At 42.2% G+C, this 16,118-nt stretch carries 10 protein-coding genes and 1 pseudogene; 3 read left to right on the top strand and 8 right to left on the bottom strand.

The window, feature by feature from the left end:
• Window positions 1–4: 4 nt before the first annotated feature.
• Window positions 5–5,965 carry a SpaA isopeptide-forming pilin-related protein gene (locus NYE53_RS18320; RefSeq protein ID WP_339246114.1) on the bottom strand — a complete coding sequence of 1,987 codons (5,961 nt, stop codon included), beginning with the start codon at window positions 5,963–5,965 and terminating at the stop codon, window positions 5–7.
• A gap of 317 nt (window positions 5,966–6,282) precedes the next feature.
• Window positions 6,283–7,359 (bottom strand): response regulator, encoded by a 1,077-nt coding sequence (locus NYE53_RS18325; protein WP_339246116.1) that lies wholly within the window; start codon window positions 7,357–7,359, stop codon window positions 6,283–6,285.
• Between the two features lie 805 nt (window positions 7,360–8,164).
• Here NYE53_RS18325 and NYE53_RS18330 point away from each other — a divergent pair.
• Window positions 8,165–9,478: pseudogene (locus tag NYE53_RS18330) on the top strand (sensor histidine kinase); the annotation flags it as partial.
• Between the two features lie 177 nt (window positions 9,479–9,655).
• Window positions 9,656–10,627 carry a histidine kinase gene (locus tag NYE53_RS18335; RefSeq protein WP_339248574.1) on the top strand — a complete coding sequence of 324 codons (972 nt, stop codon included), beginning with the start codon at window positions 9,656–9,658 and terminating at the stop codon, window positions 10,625–10,627.
• Window positions 10,628–10,673: 46 nt separating this feature from the next.
• On the opposite strand, the gene mscL is transcribed toward NYE53_RS18335, so the two are convergent.
• Complete coding sequence (mscL, locus tag NYE53_RS18340) at window positions 10,674–11,069, bottom strand: large conductance mechanosensitive channel protein MscL (protein ID WP_021445844.1); 396 nt, start codon at window positions 11,067–11,069, stop codon at window positions 10,674–10,676.
• A 71-nt stretch (window positions 11,070–11,140) separates the two neighbouring features.
• Entirely contained in the window at window positions 11,141–11,566 is a 426-nt protein-coding gene (gene fabZ, locus NYE53_RS18345) for a 3-hydroxyacyl-ACP dehydratase FabZ (RefSeq protein WP_003221796.1), read from the bottom strand.
• Window positions 11,567–11,757: 191 nt separating this feature from the next.
• Between fabZ and rapD the strand changes: the two genes are divergently transcribed.
• On the top strand, window positions 11,758–12,822 hold the full coding sequence (gene rapD, locus NYE53_RS18350; protein ID WP_339246119.1) for an aspartate phosphatase RapD: 1,065 nt from the start codon (window positions 11,758–11,760) through the stop codon (window positions 12,820–12,822).
• A gap of 22 nt (window positions 12,823–12,844) precedes the next feature.
• On the opposite strand, the gene flhP is transcribed toward rapD, so the two are convergent.
• The 4 genes from flhP to spoIIID form a co-directional block, all read right to left on the bottom strand.
• Window positions 12,845–13,654, bottom strand: a complete 810-nt coding sequence (gene flhP, locus NYE53_RS18355; protein WP_339246122.1) for a flagellar hook-basal body complex protein FlhP — start codon at window positions 13,652–13,654, stop codon at window positions 12,845–12,847.
• Window positions 13,655–13,686: 32 nt separating this feature from the next.
• Window positions 13,687–14,499 (bottom strand): flagellar hook-basal body complex protein FlhO, encoded by an 813-nt coding sequence (flhO, locus tag NYE53_RS18360; protein ID WP_339246123.1) that lies wholly within the window; start codon window positions 14,497–14,499, stop codon window positions 13,687–13,689.
• A 162-nt stretch (window positions 14,500–14,661) separates the two neighbouring features.
• The gene (gene mbl, locus NYE53_RS18365; protein WP_003227776.1) at window positions 14,662–15,663 is read right to left on the bottom strand and encodes a cell shape-determining protein Mbl; all 1,002 of its coding nucleotides are present in this window, start codon (window positions 15,661–15,663) and stop codon (window positions 14,662–14,664) included.
• A gap of 165 nt (window positions 15,664–15,828) precedes the next feature.
• Window positions 15,829–16,110: a sporulation transcriptional regulator SpoIIID gene (spoIIID, locus tag NYE53_RS18370; RefSeq protein WP_003221804.1), complete on the bottom strand. Its 282-nt coding sequence runs from the start codon at window positions 16,108–16,110 to the stop codon at window positions 15,829–15,831.
• Window positions 16,111–16,118 lie beyond the last annotated feature (8 nt).

A 16,118-nucleotide genomic window follows, 5' to 3' on the forward strand; every position in this document is an offset into this window, starting at 1 on the left:
AACTTTATCCTTTTCTTTGTTTCTTTCTTGAGGCAACAGCTAAGCCTCCGCCTGCCATAAGGAGCAGGATACCGATCATTGCTGTCAGCATGCTGTCTGTATCTCCGGTTTTTGGGAGGGTTTTGTCTGTGTTCGACTGACCATCCGAGCTGCCATCTGTACCATTGGTATTCGGATGATCTCCATCGTCTTTTCCATTTCCGCCCGGTGCAGGTTTATCAGGATGATCATGCTTATCAGGCGCTGGTGTTTTCACTTTTTGATTAGAAACTACGATCTCAACAGCTTTTGACTGTCCTTTTTCAATTGTGAATTCAATCGGTGTTTCGTCAAGTTTATAACCTTCGGGAGCCTTCGTTTCAATCAATTGGTAGCTTCCCGGCGCAAGGCCTTTTACAGTGAACTGCCCATTTTGATCTGTTTTCCAGAGTTTAGAAAGCTCTTTTCCATACCCGTCAGTTTTTACAGGCTTGCCGCTTTCGTCCAATAACTTGAATTCAGCGCCCTCCAAAACGGTATTTTTATCGTCTTGATCCACTTTTTTCACATTTACGTCACCTGGTGCCAATATGTTTTCCGCGGTGATTTCGACTGTTTTCGTGTCTGTGTTTGTGATCTTGAACGATATAGGAGTTTGGTCCAACTCATAATCTTTAGGCGCTTTTGTTTCAACAAACTGATATTCGCCAGCTTTAAGGCCGTGCACCGTGATTTGTCCTTTGTCATCGGTAACCAAACCTGACTTCAGCACTTTGCCGTTGGCATCTGTCAAATTGAACTCCGCACCTTGCAGAACTTTATGCTGATCATGCTGATCCACTTTGGTGAGGACAACAAGGTTCTTCGTATTAACCGCTGTTGCTTTCACTTGCTCAGGTTTGCCGCCATATTCTGCTTTAATGGTGAATGACACTGGCTTTTCGGATAAAAGATATCCATCTGGCGCCTGTTTTTCGATAAATTGATAGCTTCCCGGCGCTAACCCGTCAACTTCAATTTTGCCGCCTTCTTTTGAGACTAGATCGTCTCTCACTGTTTTCCCATTGCTGTCCGTGATTTTGAATACCGCGCCTGCTAAGCCTTTTCCATCTTGATCTTCCTTCGTCAGCTGAACCGATCCTTGATAGTTCACGGCGATCCCGGCATCTGCGGCTTCAGGCTTTCCTGCTGCAGATTCTGAGATGGTAAACTCTATTTTCTCTGTGTTCAGCACATAACCGTCTGGCGCTTTCGTTTCAACAAAGGCGTAACGTCCTGGCGCAAGGCCCGAAGCCTTTACTTTTCCATCTTTATCGGAAGTCAGCTCTTCTTGAACCGTATTTCCTTCCTCGTCGACAATGTTGAATACTGCACCTTCAAGCTTCTTGCCTTCAGCATTTTCCTTCGTCAACTCAACGGAGCCTTTATGGTTAGTAGCGATCCCGGCATCTGTAGCTTCAGGCTTTCCTTCAGAGGAATCAGAGATCTCAAACTCAATTTTCTCTGTATTCAGCACATAGCCCGCTGGCGCTTTCGTTTCAACAAAAGCGTAGTGTCCCGGTGCAAGGCCTGAAGCTGCGACTTTCCCATTTTTATCTGAGGTCAGTCCTTCTTGAACCGTATTACCTTCCTTGTCGATAATCTTAAAGACGGCTCCTTCAAGCTTCTGGCCATCGGCATCTTCCTTCGTCAGCTCAACAGAGCCTTTATCGTTAACGGCGATTCCGGCATCTGCGGCTTCAGGCTTTCCTGCTGCAGATTCTGAGATGGTAAATTCTTTTTTCTTTGTATTCAGCACATAGCCGGCTGGTGCTTTTATTTCCACAAAGGCGTAGCGTCCCGGCGCAAGACCCGAAGCCTCGATTTTACCGTCTTTATCTGAAGTCAGCTTCTCTTGAACGACCTTTCCATCTTGATCGACAATGTTGAATACTGCGCCTTCAAGTTTCTGGCCTTCAGCATTTTCCTTCGTCAGTGAGACTTTCCCTTGATAGTTGGTCATTTTTCCCAAATTAACATCAGACACTTGATTCTTTTCATTCTTTGCGATTGAGAAGTGAATCGCTTTTGTATTTACGATAAAGCCTGCAGGAGCTTGTGTTTCTGTCAAGCGATAGTAGCCCGCCGGCAAACCGTTCATTTCTACTTTACCGTTTTTATCAGATTTGATATCTGTTCGTATGAGAGTATAGGTGCCGTCATTTGACTTTTTCTCCAGCTTGAAAACAGCACCTGCCAAAGGATTGTTTTGTTCGTCTTGTTTGATAAGCGTCACCTTGTTCTGTTGATTTACGACTTTGTACAGCGCTCCTGTCTTTGAGGAGTTGCTGTCTATCTTCACAGAGACTCCTTTTGCATAAGCATCACTGATGGTATATCCGTCAGGCGCTTTTACTTCTTTTAATACATAGGAACCGTAGCGAATATTTCCGAATGTAAGCTTCCCGCCGGCATCCGTCGTACCAGTGCGGAGGAGCTGTTTGGAGTCCTCAGACCATAACTGGAATTCTGCTCCTTCAAGAGCTTTATCGTCCTCTCCAGTCTTAAAAATCGTCAGGCTTCCTTTTTCTCCGGATCCGGAACCGTCGCCGCTTGAAATGGCAACAAAGATCGAGCTGCTGTTTTCTTGAGTCTGCTCCTTCACATTTGTTCCTGAAATGGACACCTTATTTTTAACATGGCCGCTCGTGCCGGCTATGTTAATCAAAGACCGGTATTTGATCACATAGGCGCGGTCAATTTGTTTATAGCTGCCTATGAATGTCAGGACAAACGATTGTTCCCCTGTTGTATTGTCAGTTTTGATGTCTAACGTGTAGTCTTTGTCTTTTTGAAGCTCGACATCTCCCGCGGTCAGATTTCCGCTGCTGTCTTTGACCACTCCGTTTTCATCATACTTTGCTTGATACACTTTAAAAGAATCCGCATCTAATATTTGATTTTCATCCGGCGTATCAGTAACTTTTACGTCATCCAGCGTTGATTGGCTGGAGTTGACATTGATGTTCCAATCGATGTAGCTTCCATTTTGTTTGCCGCCTTTGAAAACCAGACTTCCTCCGTTCGTAACTGAAACAGAGCCCGTCAGTGTGCGGTCTGCATAACCGTCATTATAGTAGGTTGCCTTGTTTGTGTACTGATTCTGATCAATGACCTGTCCTTTGAGTGATGTCTTAAACTCAATCAGATATGGTACAGAATCGCCTGTTTTAAGGTGTACCGTCAGCGTGCGTTCATTTTTTGCAGAAGGCTCTTCGACATCATACTTGGAAGGATCAAGCGCGTCTCCTTCTGTGATCGAGCCGTTTTTATTGATCGTATAACTCTTAACGACAACGGAACCCGGCACAAATTGCTGAGGATCTGTTATGGCATCTTTGATATAAGGGTTTTTCGTCGGCTCGCCATTATAATTGACACCGATTTTCCACGTGATTTCCTTTGAAACCGCGTTGTATGAACCGTTCTTGAAACCATTGTTTGTCGTCTGATGATTCGGCGTAAAACCGCTTGATACCTTATTCGTGCGCTCAGTGCCGTTTTGATCAGTCCATGTCGACTGAGCTGTATTCTTAACGCTTTCGTTAGAATAATCGGCATTGAATGTTGTCGTATAAGTGATCTTAAATTGACTGTCTGTTTTTGCATAATCTCCGATCAATGCCAAAGTAAAGCCTTTATGATCAGGTTTTTTTGTTAACGTGTAGTCTTTGTCTTTCTGTAATGTTTTGTTGTTCGTTGTGTCTTGAAGCTTGAACGATTCATCAAGCAGAACCATTCCGCCGCTTTCAAATTGGTCATCTAAAGTCCAATTGTTCATCAAGTATTTATTTTTATTAACTGTAATCGTCCAATCAACCGTCTTCTTCTCATAATCAACGTTTGAATATCCTTTGATGAGATTCTGCTGAATGGCTATTCCAGAAGCCTCTTTCGAATCCCCTGTTCCGGTCACAACGCTATTGGTGTATGTTGTCGATTTATCAATGATCACGCCGCTGTTGACCTTTGTTTGATATATGATTTTGTAAGCGCTCGTTACGTTTTTATTAAATTTGACTTCAAATCCGCTTCCATTATCGATCAGCGTATAGTCCTCGCCTTCCTTTAAAGGCGTTCCCGCTTGCTCGCTGCCGTTCTGTCCAAAGGTAATAGGAATAACCTTCAAAGAATCTTTCACAAGATGCAAATCGCCAGTTCCAAAAGCATCTTTAATGCTGGCCTTGGATTGGTCGATCTGTTTCTCACCGTAATTGTATGAAAGAGCCCAGCTGAATGTTTGAGATTCTCCATCATAGCCGGTAGATGATTTCGCGATCATTTTTCCATACTTGGCTGCAACAGTGGCTTCTGCAGAAATGGGTTCCAGGTTGTCTCCGCTGAATGCCGCCTTGTTCGTCAGCGTTACATTTCCGCCTTCACTCGGCTTCGCACTATTGTCAATGTCGGTTTCGTATACAAGGCGGTATGCTGAATCAATTGTCCCGTCAAATGTGACATTTCCTTTTGAATCAACACTGTAGCCTGAAGAAACTTCATTTCCTTTGTTGACAGAACCATCAATGTTCACATTAAGTTCGTACACTTTAACTGAACGGTAGATTACGCCATCTGGAAGGCTTTCCGTGAGTTTGGCATTCTTGACTTGATCCAACTTTTTATTGACATCGACCGTCCATGTTACTTTACCGGGATTGATGCCTTTATCCAATACACCTGATTTATCAATGGTTTTACTCACATTGGGTTTAAAATAAACTGTTGTTTCAGGAGTATCGGAATTCACAGGGAATGGAATCTTTTGTGTTGTCGAACCCGTTATTTTTTTCTCGTTGAACTGCGTATTGATAACCAATGTGCCTTTGACATTAGAACTGTCTTTTACCTCGCCGTTAAAGGTCATCACCACATGTCCGTTGGTATCAATAGAAAATGTCCCGTAGGTGGTGTCTCCGGCGCCTAACGGCAGGTTCACAATGTCATTATGCATAATAAATTCTTTAGGCAAATCAAATTCATATTTATCGCCGGCATTGATCGTTTTTCCTAAATCGTCAGGAATAGCCCAATCAATTGAAATTTTCACCGGAGAATTCGTATTGGCGCGATTGCCCTTGTCATATGGCTTTCCGTTTTCGTCCGTCAATGTCACGCCGGTTAAAATGTTTTGCGTAATTTGTTTTTCTTCAGTTTGCAAGCTTTTGAAAGCTGATTGACTTGAGGATGACACTTTTTTTGAATCATCACTCTTAGAGGATTCGCCGCTCTTAGAGTCTGACGGTTGCTGTTCTTCCTCTTTTTGATCCTTGCTGACTGAAGGTGCAGGTTTGTCATCTGTCCCTTCCTGATCACCCGCAGTATCAGAAGAGTCATTTTTTGGATCTTCCGCCTCGGCATCTGGTGTCTCCTCTTTCTTAACAGGGATGATCACCTGCTGGGTTTTGCCTCCCCCTAGCTGAAAAAGGGCTGCTGCTGTATGTTCATCTTCTTTTACATCTGCAGTAAACTTAGCTGGCAGTGTAATGGTCCCCTTGGCATCAGGAATATCCGCGGATGCAGTTGTTAATTTTACTGTCATGGTGCTGCTGCCCGCCGGCACTTGATAGCTGCCGATGACCTGATCAGCAGATTTGATCTCACCTTCTGCACCTTTATCAAATGTAAAGCTTTTAGGTATCTCCACATTGATATCCTGTTCACTATCTGCTTTTTTGTCTTTTTTCAATGACCATTCATATGTCAGTTTCACTTCGTCCCCCGGTGTTAGTGCCGGTTCGTTTCCTTTTGATCCGTCAACAATCTGGCCCTTGGCGTCCTTAACTGTTACCGAATCGAAGAATTGGCTGTCACTTGACGTTACGTCCACAGCCTGTGCTGTAAGAGTATAGCTTGCGATCTGGCTGAAGAAGAAAAAGATGGCAAGGCTTATGATCATAACGATCCGCCCGCTTTTTTTCAGCCCTAAGGGAAAACTCCTCGTTCTCAACTTTTCATTCCTCGCTTTCTTATCTATCTTTCACTTGCCGATTGATCCGCGAGACCATAACATCATGTCTCATCCCCCAAAAAGAACTGCTAATACCGAATGAGTTTCAAAACTAAGATTTGCCATCCGAACCAAACTACATTGTATGAAATGGAACTATACAATTTCTGTACAACTCAGAAATCATGTATGATTGAAGTGAATTGGAGAAAGTTGAAGTTTCACCCAGGAGACATATGGCGAGGGCCTTCCCTTTAAGTGCACAAAAAAACCAGTGTGCATCGAAAGGCAATCGACACATACTGGTTTGGAGTTCTTTAATTAATTTGATCCTTCATTTGTTTGTAACGCTGATATTCTTTTATCGCCTCTTCTACCTTCCCGTTTTTGTTGAATAGCTGCAGCTTGTATTGCATAATTTTATGATCGCATGGCTCAATTTTCTCGGCTTGCAGGCAAATGTCCATCGCTTGATGATCGTTCATTTCATGAATATGATAATCGATCAGTTCATAGGCCTTTCCAAGCCAAAGCTGGGAAAGACGCGCCTTTTCCGGTTCTGCCCAAAGATAACCATGCTCCAGTAGGTAATGATTTTGATAGGACATGAAAATATCCATGTGCAGATGTAATGTAGCCGTATTGAGCGGCGGCGCCCCTTTTAGTGATTTTTCCCATTCGACAACATCGATTTTTGCGCCTGAAAGCCGAAGAATATATCCAGTATCAGTCTTCTCGATAGTTTGGCTGAAAGGGATCTGGCTGAATAATTTTCGTATTTGGTAAATGGTGGAGTAAAGTTGGGTGCTTGCTTTTGAAACATCGTAATGAGGCCAAAAAAGATCGATTAGCATGTCTTTACTGACCACATGGCCTTGATTGTGAAGCAAAAATAAGTATATTTCACGTGCTTTCGACGTTCTCCACTTGACTGGAATGCTTGTTTTAACATCCTTTAAGGTTTGATGAAACTGCAAGCTCCCAAAACATTGGATGGAAAAATGCGCCTCGGTATTTTCTGCATTTTGTTTGAGCATATGATTCGTTTTGATTCGTTCAACAGTTGTCTCAAGCCGCTTGTATATGACAGGCTTCAGCAAATAATCAATGGCATTCAGCTCAAACGCTTTGATAGCAAACTCATTATAAGCCGTGATGAAAACGACTTGGATGTTTTCATTCATCGATTGAATCGCCTCAGCAAGCTCAATGCCGTTTACCCCCGGCATTTCAATATCAAGAAACACCGCATCTACAGCAGGAGTCTCAGGATGCTCTAAGGCTTCAACTGGATCTTGATACGCCATAATAGATTGAAAGGCGTTTGTTCGTTCAAGCATTTTCTTAAAATGAAGCAATGCCAAGTGCTCATCATCAACAATTAACGCTTTCACAAAACATCCCACCCTATATGTAAAATCGAGATATCAGTAAATAACTTCTATTATATCATGACAAATAACCCCTTTATCTGGATTCTTTTTCTTTCTATTGTAGTTTTTGAAATTTTACACTTACAATATTTATAAAAAATAGGAATTTAGAATGAGCCTGCTTGAATAAAGGAGCTATAATATGAAAGAAAAATTCATCTTTACTTCAATTATTTTCGGTTACGCTGCATTTTTTATGGTTTTCATAGCCATTGACCATTTTTCCGGATCAACGCTTCCTGCGGCAAGGCATGGGGTCATGAACTTGGAGAATTGGGATTTTCAGAAGGATGGGAATGTACAGCTGAACGGAGAATGGACATTGTATCCAAATCAGATTCTGTCACCAAAAGAAATCGCTTCAGCAAAAGGAAAAGATCCTCTCTTCGTTGATGTCCCCAGCAATGTAAAGCTGTCAAAACAAGGTATGAATGTAGATTACGGAACATATAAGCTAACCATAAGATCAAAGCAAGACCATCAGGTATTTGGGATCAGCACGTCGTTTATTTACAGCGCCAATCGCATCTATTTTAATGGACAACGCATTGGCCAAAGCGGAAGCCCTTCAGATAATCCTGATTTCGCGGCACAAAACCGCCCATATACGAGCTTTTTTACGCTTCACAAGGGTGACAATGAACTTGTCGTACAATTTTCGAACTTCGGAAAAACGCCGGGATGGGGAATCGCAAAGCCAATTACTTTTGGCACTCAGGACCAAATAGTGCGGGAAAACAAAATTTCCTTTCTTAATGATACGATCATGATTACAGCTTTTTTCATTACCGGATTATATTTTCTGGGCTTTTTCCTGCAAAGAAAAAAAGATAAACATTTGTTGTTTTTTTCTGTTATGTGTCTTCTGTTTTCGTTCATTATTCTGATGATCGGAAAAGAGCGGATTATATTCCTCCTTTATCCGTCAATTTCATTTTCATTGCTAAATTCATTGAGGGCCATCTCTACAGTGCTTGTCAGCATTGCGGTTTTTCTCTATCTCTATTTTGCTTACAGAGAGATTGTTTCAAAGCGTTTTATTCGCATAGCCACCGTTTCTTCCGGACTGGTCTTAGTCACAGATTTTTTAACCGTCGGTTTTATCGGCCATACCTCGTACATCTTACATTCTGTGCTAGCCGTCTCGACTCTGGTTTATATTACATATATTTTCACGATTGCTGCGATCCGCAAAATGGAAGGAAGCCTGTATCTGACCATCGCCTCTATCTCAATGAGTGCTTTTGTCATTTTAACCACCATATCAGCTTACAGCGGCAAAACAGCCTTTTCCTTTAATTCGATTTATTCAGTGCCAACAGTTATCGCTTTGCTGGCGATCGTTCTGCTAATGGCACAGCAATTTGCCGGAGCATTCCGTGAAAATGAAGTGCTGTCGTGGAAATTGCTCAGAATTGACCGGCTAAAGGATGAATTTATCGCCAAAACATCACATGAATTCAAAACACCGCTGAACAGCATCATTAATATATGCCAGACCCTGCTGGCCGGCAAAGGAAAAAGAACGATAGAAGAAGAGAAAGAAAATATGCAGCTCGTCATCCGCATGGGCTACAGGCTGTCCAATCTGGTAAATGACATCCTGGATTTAGAAAAAATAAAGCAGGGCATGCTTCAAATCCACCCGGTTCCTGTTGATATTTATACTTTAGTTTGTTCGGAAATGAATTTCTACAATCTTTTATCGAGACATAAAAACTTGAATATGATGAACCATATCCCTGACGATCTTCCTTTAGTGCTCGCAGATGAAAACCGCTTCCGCCAAATATTAACCAATTTAGTAGACAATGCAATCAAATATACAAAAGAGGGCCAAATCACACTTTCTGCTTCAAGACTGAACGACAACATGATCAAAGTGACAGTAGCGGATACAGGAAGCGGCATTTCAGAAGCCGATCGCCAAACCATCTTTGAGTCTTTTCAGCAAGCCGAAAAGAATAAAGACGATGGTGCCGGTCTTGGCCTCAGCATTGTCAAACAGCTGGTTCAGCTCCATAACGGAGACATTTGGGTCGAATCGGAAGAAGGAAAAGGTTCGGCATTCCATTTCACCTTGCCGATCGCCCAAAATGAACCTGTATCTGAAACAAAAAAACGCCTTCCTGAATTACAATCCGAGAGAGATCTATCAGATATCTCATTTAGCACGCCTTATTACTCTGAGCATATTGACGCTCCAACCATCCTGATTGTCGATGATAACATTGACAGTTTAAAAATTTTGAGCGATATGCTTGAAGGTGTGCCCTACAATGTGATTGCTGTGAAGAACGGAAAGGAAGCATTAGAAATCATCTCTTGCACGAAGCTTGATTTGGTTATTTTGGACTTGATGATGCCGGATATGACTGGTTTCGAAGTCTGTATGAAAATTCGCGAACGATTCAGCATGGTTGATCTTCCGGTTCTCATCATTACAGCTGCCATTATCGGCCATGACAAATACAAGGCTTTTCATGCCGGAGCGAATGACATTTTGCAAAAACCTTATCATTACTCTGAATTTATGGCGCGTATTCAAAACCTGATCATGATGAAACATACAGCAAATCAAGCCACTAGAATGGAAATGGCATTTCTCCAATCGCAAATCAAGCCTCATTTTCTTTATAATGTATTAAACACGATTATTTCTCTCACTCATTTGGATATTGAAAAGGCCCGGGAGGTAACAGAGGAATTTACTAACTATTTAAGAATGAGTTTTGACTTTCAAAATACATCAGCCATCAGTTCCTTCAGACATGAGCTTTCGATTATCAATTCCTATCTTTCTATAGAAAAGACGCGATTCGGTAATCGGCTTGAGGTTCTTTTCGATATAGATGAAGACATTGACTTTATCCTTCCGCCTTTAATGATTCAGCCCTTGGTGGAAAATGCCGTTCTTCACGGTGTCAGCAAGAAAAGAGGCGGAGGATGGATCAAACTGACAGCTAAAAAACAAAGCAAAAATGAGTATTACATCAAAGTAGAGGATAACGGTGCCGGGATAACTCCGGAAAAACAAATAGATCTCTTATCAACGGATTTTAATCGCAGCGTCGGATTGAAAAATATCAATCAGCGGCTGAAACATTTTTGCGGAAGCGAGTTGATGATCAGCAGCATTCCGGATGCAGGCACCTCTGTCTCAATGCTCATTCATCTCGCTGAAACAACAGGAAGCCCTAAAGAACTGAAGGACACAGAACGAACCTAAACGAAAATTGAGATAAAAAAAGACGCCGTTTCTAACGGCATCTTTTTTATTCCGGCGACTTTGCTTGCTGCTTCAGCAGGTCTCTGATTTCTTTCAGCAGCTCCTCCTGCGCATCCACCGCTTCCTCCGCAGCCTCTTCTTCTGCCGCTTCTTTTTTGCGCCTTAACCCATTCAAAGTCCGAATGACGATAAAAATGGAGAACGATATAATTAAGAAGTTCACAATCGTCTGTATAAAACTTCCATATTTCACTACAGCATCGCCAAACGTAAACGACAGGCCTGAAAAGTCAAGCCCTCCCAGCAGCAAACCGACCAAAGGCATAATGATATCATTTACTAGAGATGTGACGATCTTGCCGAAAGCGCCGCCTATCACAACACCAATCGCAAGGTCTACGATATTCCCCCGCATGGCAAAGGCTTTAAATTCATTCCACATACAATCACCCGCTTTTTATATTTGTAAAGAAAAAAAGACAAATGTGCCGCTGGCCATCTGCCTTTTTTCATTTATTCTCCGAGGGCAAAAGTCAGTTCAACTTCGCAAACGACTTCGCCATCAACTGTGGCAACGCCTTTTCCGCGCCCGATTGTGCCGCGGGCACGAATGATTTCAACCTCAAGGTGAAGCTGGTCACCAGGCTTGACTTGTTTTTTAAAGCGGCAGTTATCAATGCCTGCAAAAAAAGCCAGTCTGCCGCGGTTTTCTTCTTTAATCAACATCGCAACAGCTCCGACTTGAGCGAGTGCTTCTACGATTAATACGCCGGGCATAACTGGGTACTGAGGAAAATGTCCGTTAAAGAACTCTTCATTAGCGGTTACATTTTTATAGCCTTTTGCCCGTTTGCCCTCTTCAACTTCCGTAATCCGATCCACAAGCAAAAACGGATAACGGTGAGGAATAATTTCTTTAATTTGCTGAGTATCAAGCATTGTCTTGACATCTCCTTCATCTGCATTAGTATGTATAGCAATCATCAAAGATCCAATCTGTACATTTGAAAAGTATATTATGAATTAATCTCTTTTTCAACCGCGCTAAAATGTAACCAACTGTCAATGAGAGCCGTCAAAAGTTATGATATGATAATTATAGATTTTACCAATAGCAAAGAGGTAGGAAAATGATTTCGAAGTTTATTGAAAAAAGAATGCTAAACATGTTAGACGAGTGGTATTCAGCAATGAGCAAACGCAAAATGAATCACGTTTGCACACTGAAAGAGAAAATTGACCAGCACCTTCCGAAGATCAAAAAGAACACAAAACTTTGGATGCGTTATCAATTGTTTCAGGCCCGCCATCAGCTGCTTTTTGAAAACCAGAACGGGCTCGATTCATTGTTCGATGACCTATATGGCCTGGAAGACAAAATGGATGATGAATTGAAATATTATCTGTATTTTTTCTCTGGGTTATATGAGATGGTAAAAACAGCTCCGAAACATGCAGTACATCATTTTAAAAAAGCTGAACAGTACCTGGCCGCCATTCAAAATACGTTTGAAGCCGCTGATTTATATTATCAAACCGCCGGCGCCTATTACTTGATGAAATCACCGCCGCTTTCCATCCAATACGTCAAAAAGGCATTACACATCTATTTGCACCAATTCGGCTATATCAAAAAGGTAATCACCTGTAAGCTTTTGCTCGCCGTGAATTATATTGATCAAGAGCACTATGAAAAAGCTGAACAGCTTTTCAAAGAAATCATTAAGAAAACCCAGCAACTACATGACGAAAACCTGCTATGCCACGCTTATTATAACCTTGGCTTTTTAAAAGCGACCGAGAAAAAAGATCAGGAAGCACTTCTTTACTTTAGAAAAGTATTAAAGAATCAAGAATTTGAAATGAATTCACCAGTCTCATATCTTCATTGTGTGTACGAGTCTGTCAGAGCGCTGTTTAAAACAGGGAACATCACAGAAGCTAAAGCCGTCCTTCAAAAAGGAAAAGAATTATCTGAAAAGGTAGACATTCAAACCATTTATTTAAAATTAAAAACGCTTGAAGCCCTCTACACCTCAGTGGAAGATCCCTATGAGCAGCTGCTCGAATATGTGCTTGAATTAGAAAAAATCGAGGCGTGGGTGGATTTAGAAGTGCTGTTAGAAGATATTACGGAATACTACAAAAAAAAGGACGATTTCGAAAAAGCCGCTTTTTTTATCATGCGCGGCTGATTGAAAAACGCCCATTTTCTTATTATCTGACTGAATTGATTAAACCGAGCATTTGATCTCCCATTGTGATCGTTCTGCTGTTCAGCTGATACGAACGCTGGGACGTGATCAAATCTGTCATTTGTTCTGAAATATCGACATTGGACATCTCAAGTGATCCCTGCTGCATGCCGATGTTTTGTCTATTTGCGCCATTCAGCTCTTCAAAAGCTGCCGCATTATCAATAGAGAAAAGGTTATTCCCTTCCGATTTCAGCTCTTGAGGGTTATTCACTTGGACAACGCCAAGGTTAAACCGCTTAACCGCATTTCCATTAGATGCGGTTAAGGTGCCGTTCTTATTGATGGTGATATTCTTCATTGAGCTGTCGATGTTCACCGTACTGCCGTTTTCATCAAGAATCGGATACCCATTTCCAGTAACGAGCTGAAGCTGGTTGGCATTATTGGCTGAAGGCGTTAAATATAATGCTCCGTCTCTCGTATACTGGCGGTTTCCATTTACATTTACCTGAAGATACTGGTATGGAGACGTAAATGCGATGTCCAGATCGCGATCCGTCTTCTGAATGCTCCCTTGATCAGAGACAAGGCGTGAATTCATCATCGCTCCGACGCCAAGGCGCAAGCCGGGCGGCGTTTTTCGGGCTTTTGCCACTTCCTCGTTTTTTTCATCAACCTGATCGAACTGCTGTCTGACAAGCTCAGAAAAATTCGTATCTTTTGCCTTATAGCCGGTTGTGTTGCTGTTTGAAAGGTTGCTGCTGATTGTGTCAATCTGCTGCTGCAGCTGGTTTAAGGTTGTTGATGCCGTTAGCATTGACCTGAGCATAGTTGATGTCCCCCGTTTTTTCTTCCGTTATCTTAAATTTTTCCGATTTCATTCGCTGCTTTATCCATACTTTTATCGTAAGCCTGAATAACCTTCTGATTCGCCTCAAACGATCTGTACGCTTCAGTCATTTCTGTATAGGCGCTTGTCACATCCACGTTTGAAAGCTCTGAGACGCCTTGTTTTAATGAATAGGATACCTGATTATTTCCGGCTGCGCTTGGCAGATCATTACCGTCCGCCGTGCTGTACAAATCATTTCCGTCCCGTTTGAGATTGCGGACATCTTCCGCCATTCTGACATCAATCTGGCCGGCTGTGCGTCCGTTCGTTGTAACAGTACCGTTTTCAGACACAGTGAAATTCTCATTATCAACAGTGATTGGCTGGCGATCCGTCGATAAAATAGGGCGTCCGTTGATCGTCAGCTGGTTGTTCTCATTTAGTGAAAATGTGCTGCTTTTTGAATAACGGATTCCATCCGCTGTTTGAACCGGATAAAAAAGAGCCGCGTTTTCATTGGTTTCCGCATTCATCGGAACTTGATTTTCGATCAATGCAATGTCTGTAGGCTGGTCTGTGGACTTCAGGCTTCCCTGTGTAAAGAGAGGCTTGAGCTCCTGCATATATACTCCGGTATTCACGGAACCGATTTCCGTCCTCGATGTCCCGGCCGGAGATTTTGATTCTATTCTGCTGAGCAGCATCTCAGGGAACGCGCGCATAGAGCCTTGATCAGCTTTATATCCTGATGTATTTGCGTTAGCAATATTATTTGAAAGCATTTCCGTTCTTCGCTGCTGGGCAATCATTGCGGATGTTGCTGTATATAATCCTTTTAACAAATTTCCCACCTCTAAAAATGGCATTTTTTCCAGTTGTCATATAGGAACATTCGTTCTATAATAAAAACTCAGTATTTTATCCTATTATCGTCATTTAACATCTTTTCGTGAAGGCTTTTTCATAAAAAAACCTCATTCTTTTTCAGAATGAGGTTTGTGAAATCAGCTTAGTTTGCGTTTAGGAAGCTTGTCCATATTATCAAGCATGACACCTGTGCCGATGGCTACGCAATCCATAGGATTTTCAGCAACGAGGACCGGTACCTTAAGCTCTTCGGCAAGCAGCTGGTCAAGGCCGTTTAAGAGCGCGCCTCCGCCGGTAATAATAACGCCGCGGTCAATAATATCAGCAGAAAGTTCAGGCGGAGTTCTTTCGAGCACTTGTTTCGCAGCCTGAACAATAACAGCGACAGATTCACGAAGGGCTTCTTCAACTTCTTTACTGTTGACTGTAATTGTTCTTGGAAGACCGGAAACCATATCCCGTCCGCGAATGGAAATTTCCTCGTGACGTGCGTCTGGGAAAACAGTTGCGACTTTAATCTTAATATCCTCCGCAGTACGTTCGCCGATCAGCAGCTTGTACTCGCGTTTGATATAATTTAAGATTTCCATGTCAAACTTGTCCCCAGCCATTTTAATAGAAGAGGAGGTGACAATATCGCCCATTGAAATAACCGCGATATCCGTCGTCCCGCCTCCGATGTCTACAACCATGTTACCGCTTGGCTGGAATATTTCCATACCCGCGCCGATAGCGGCAACTTTAGGTTCTTCTTCAAGGTACACATGTTTCCCGCCGCTTTTTTCTGCAGCTTCTTTAATTGCTTTTTGCTCAACGGATGTAATATTCGTCGGGCAGCAAATGAGCATGCGCGGCTTTGAGAACAGGCCTTTTACATTCAGCTTGTTAATAAAATGTTTCAGCATTGCTTCTGTTACTTCAAAGTCAGCAATAACTCCGTCTTTCAGCGGGCGAATCGCAACAATATTCCCAGGTGTACGTCCAACCATTCGTCTTGCCTCTTCGCCAACCGCCAGCACTTTGCCGCTGTTTTTATCAAGTGCAACAACGGAAGGTTCATTCAGAACAATTCCTTTACCTTTAACATGGATCAGTACATTTGCAGTACCGAGGTCAATACCAATATCCCTTGCAAACATCTATTTATATCCTCCTTGAAAATCTGTTTCACAGTAAATATCCACATTGTGCCCTAATTATATATATTATCATAAAATATAGAAAAAAAGTTGGAAGCACAATAAGTTCTTTACAAATTTTTGCGGATGTTTTATGAACGATTTCAAGAAGGCAATGCCAGGTGATTACGATTGCTGAACAGGCTCTCCTTCGAGAATTTCATCTTTTTTATATTTGAGCTTTGTCGCTTCTCCTCCTCTTAAATGCCTGATGGATTTATGATAATCGAGTATTTCTTTCACTTCGTTTGCCAAGTCGGGGTTAATTTCAGGCAGACGCTCTGTTAAATCCTTGTGTACTGTACTTTTGGAAACACCAAATTCCTTCGCAATGACACGAACGGTTTTCTTTGTCTCCACGATGTACTTCCCTATCTTGATTGTTCGCTCTTTGATGTAATCGTGCACACCACTCG

The organism is Bacillus sp. FSL R5-0523, assembly GCF_037975295.1.
Taxonomy (GTDB): domain Bacteria; phylum Bacillota; class Bacilli; order Bacillales; family Bacillaceae; genus Bacillus; species Bacillus subtilis.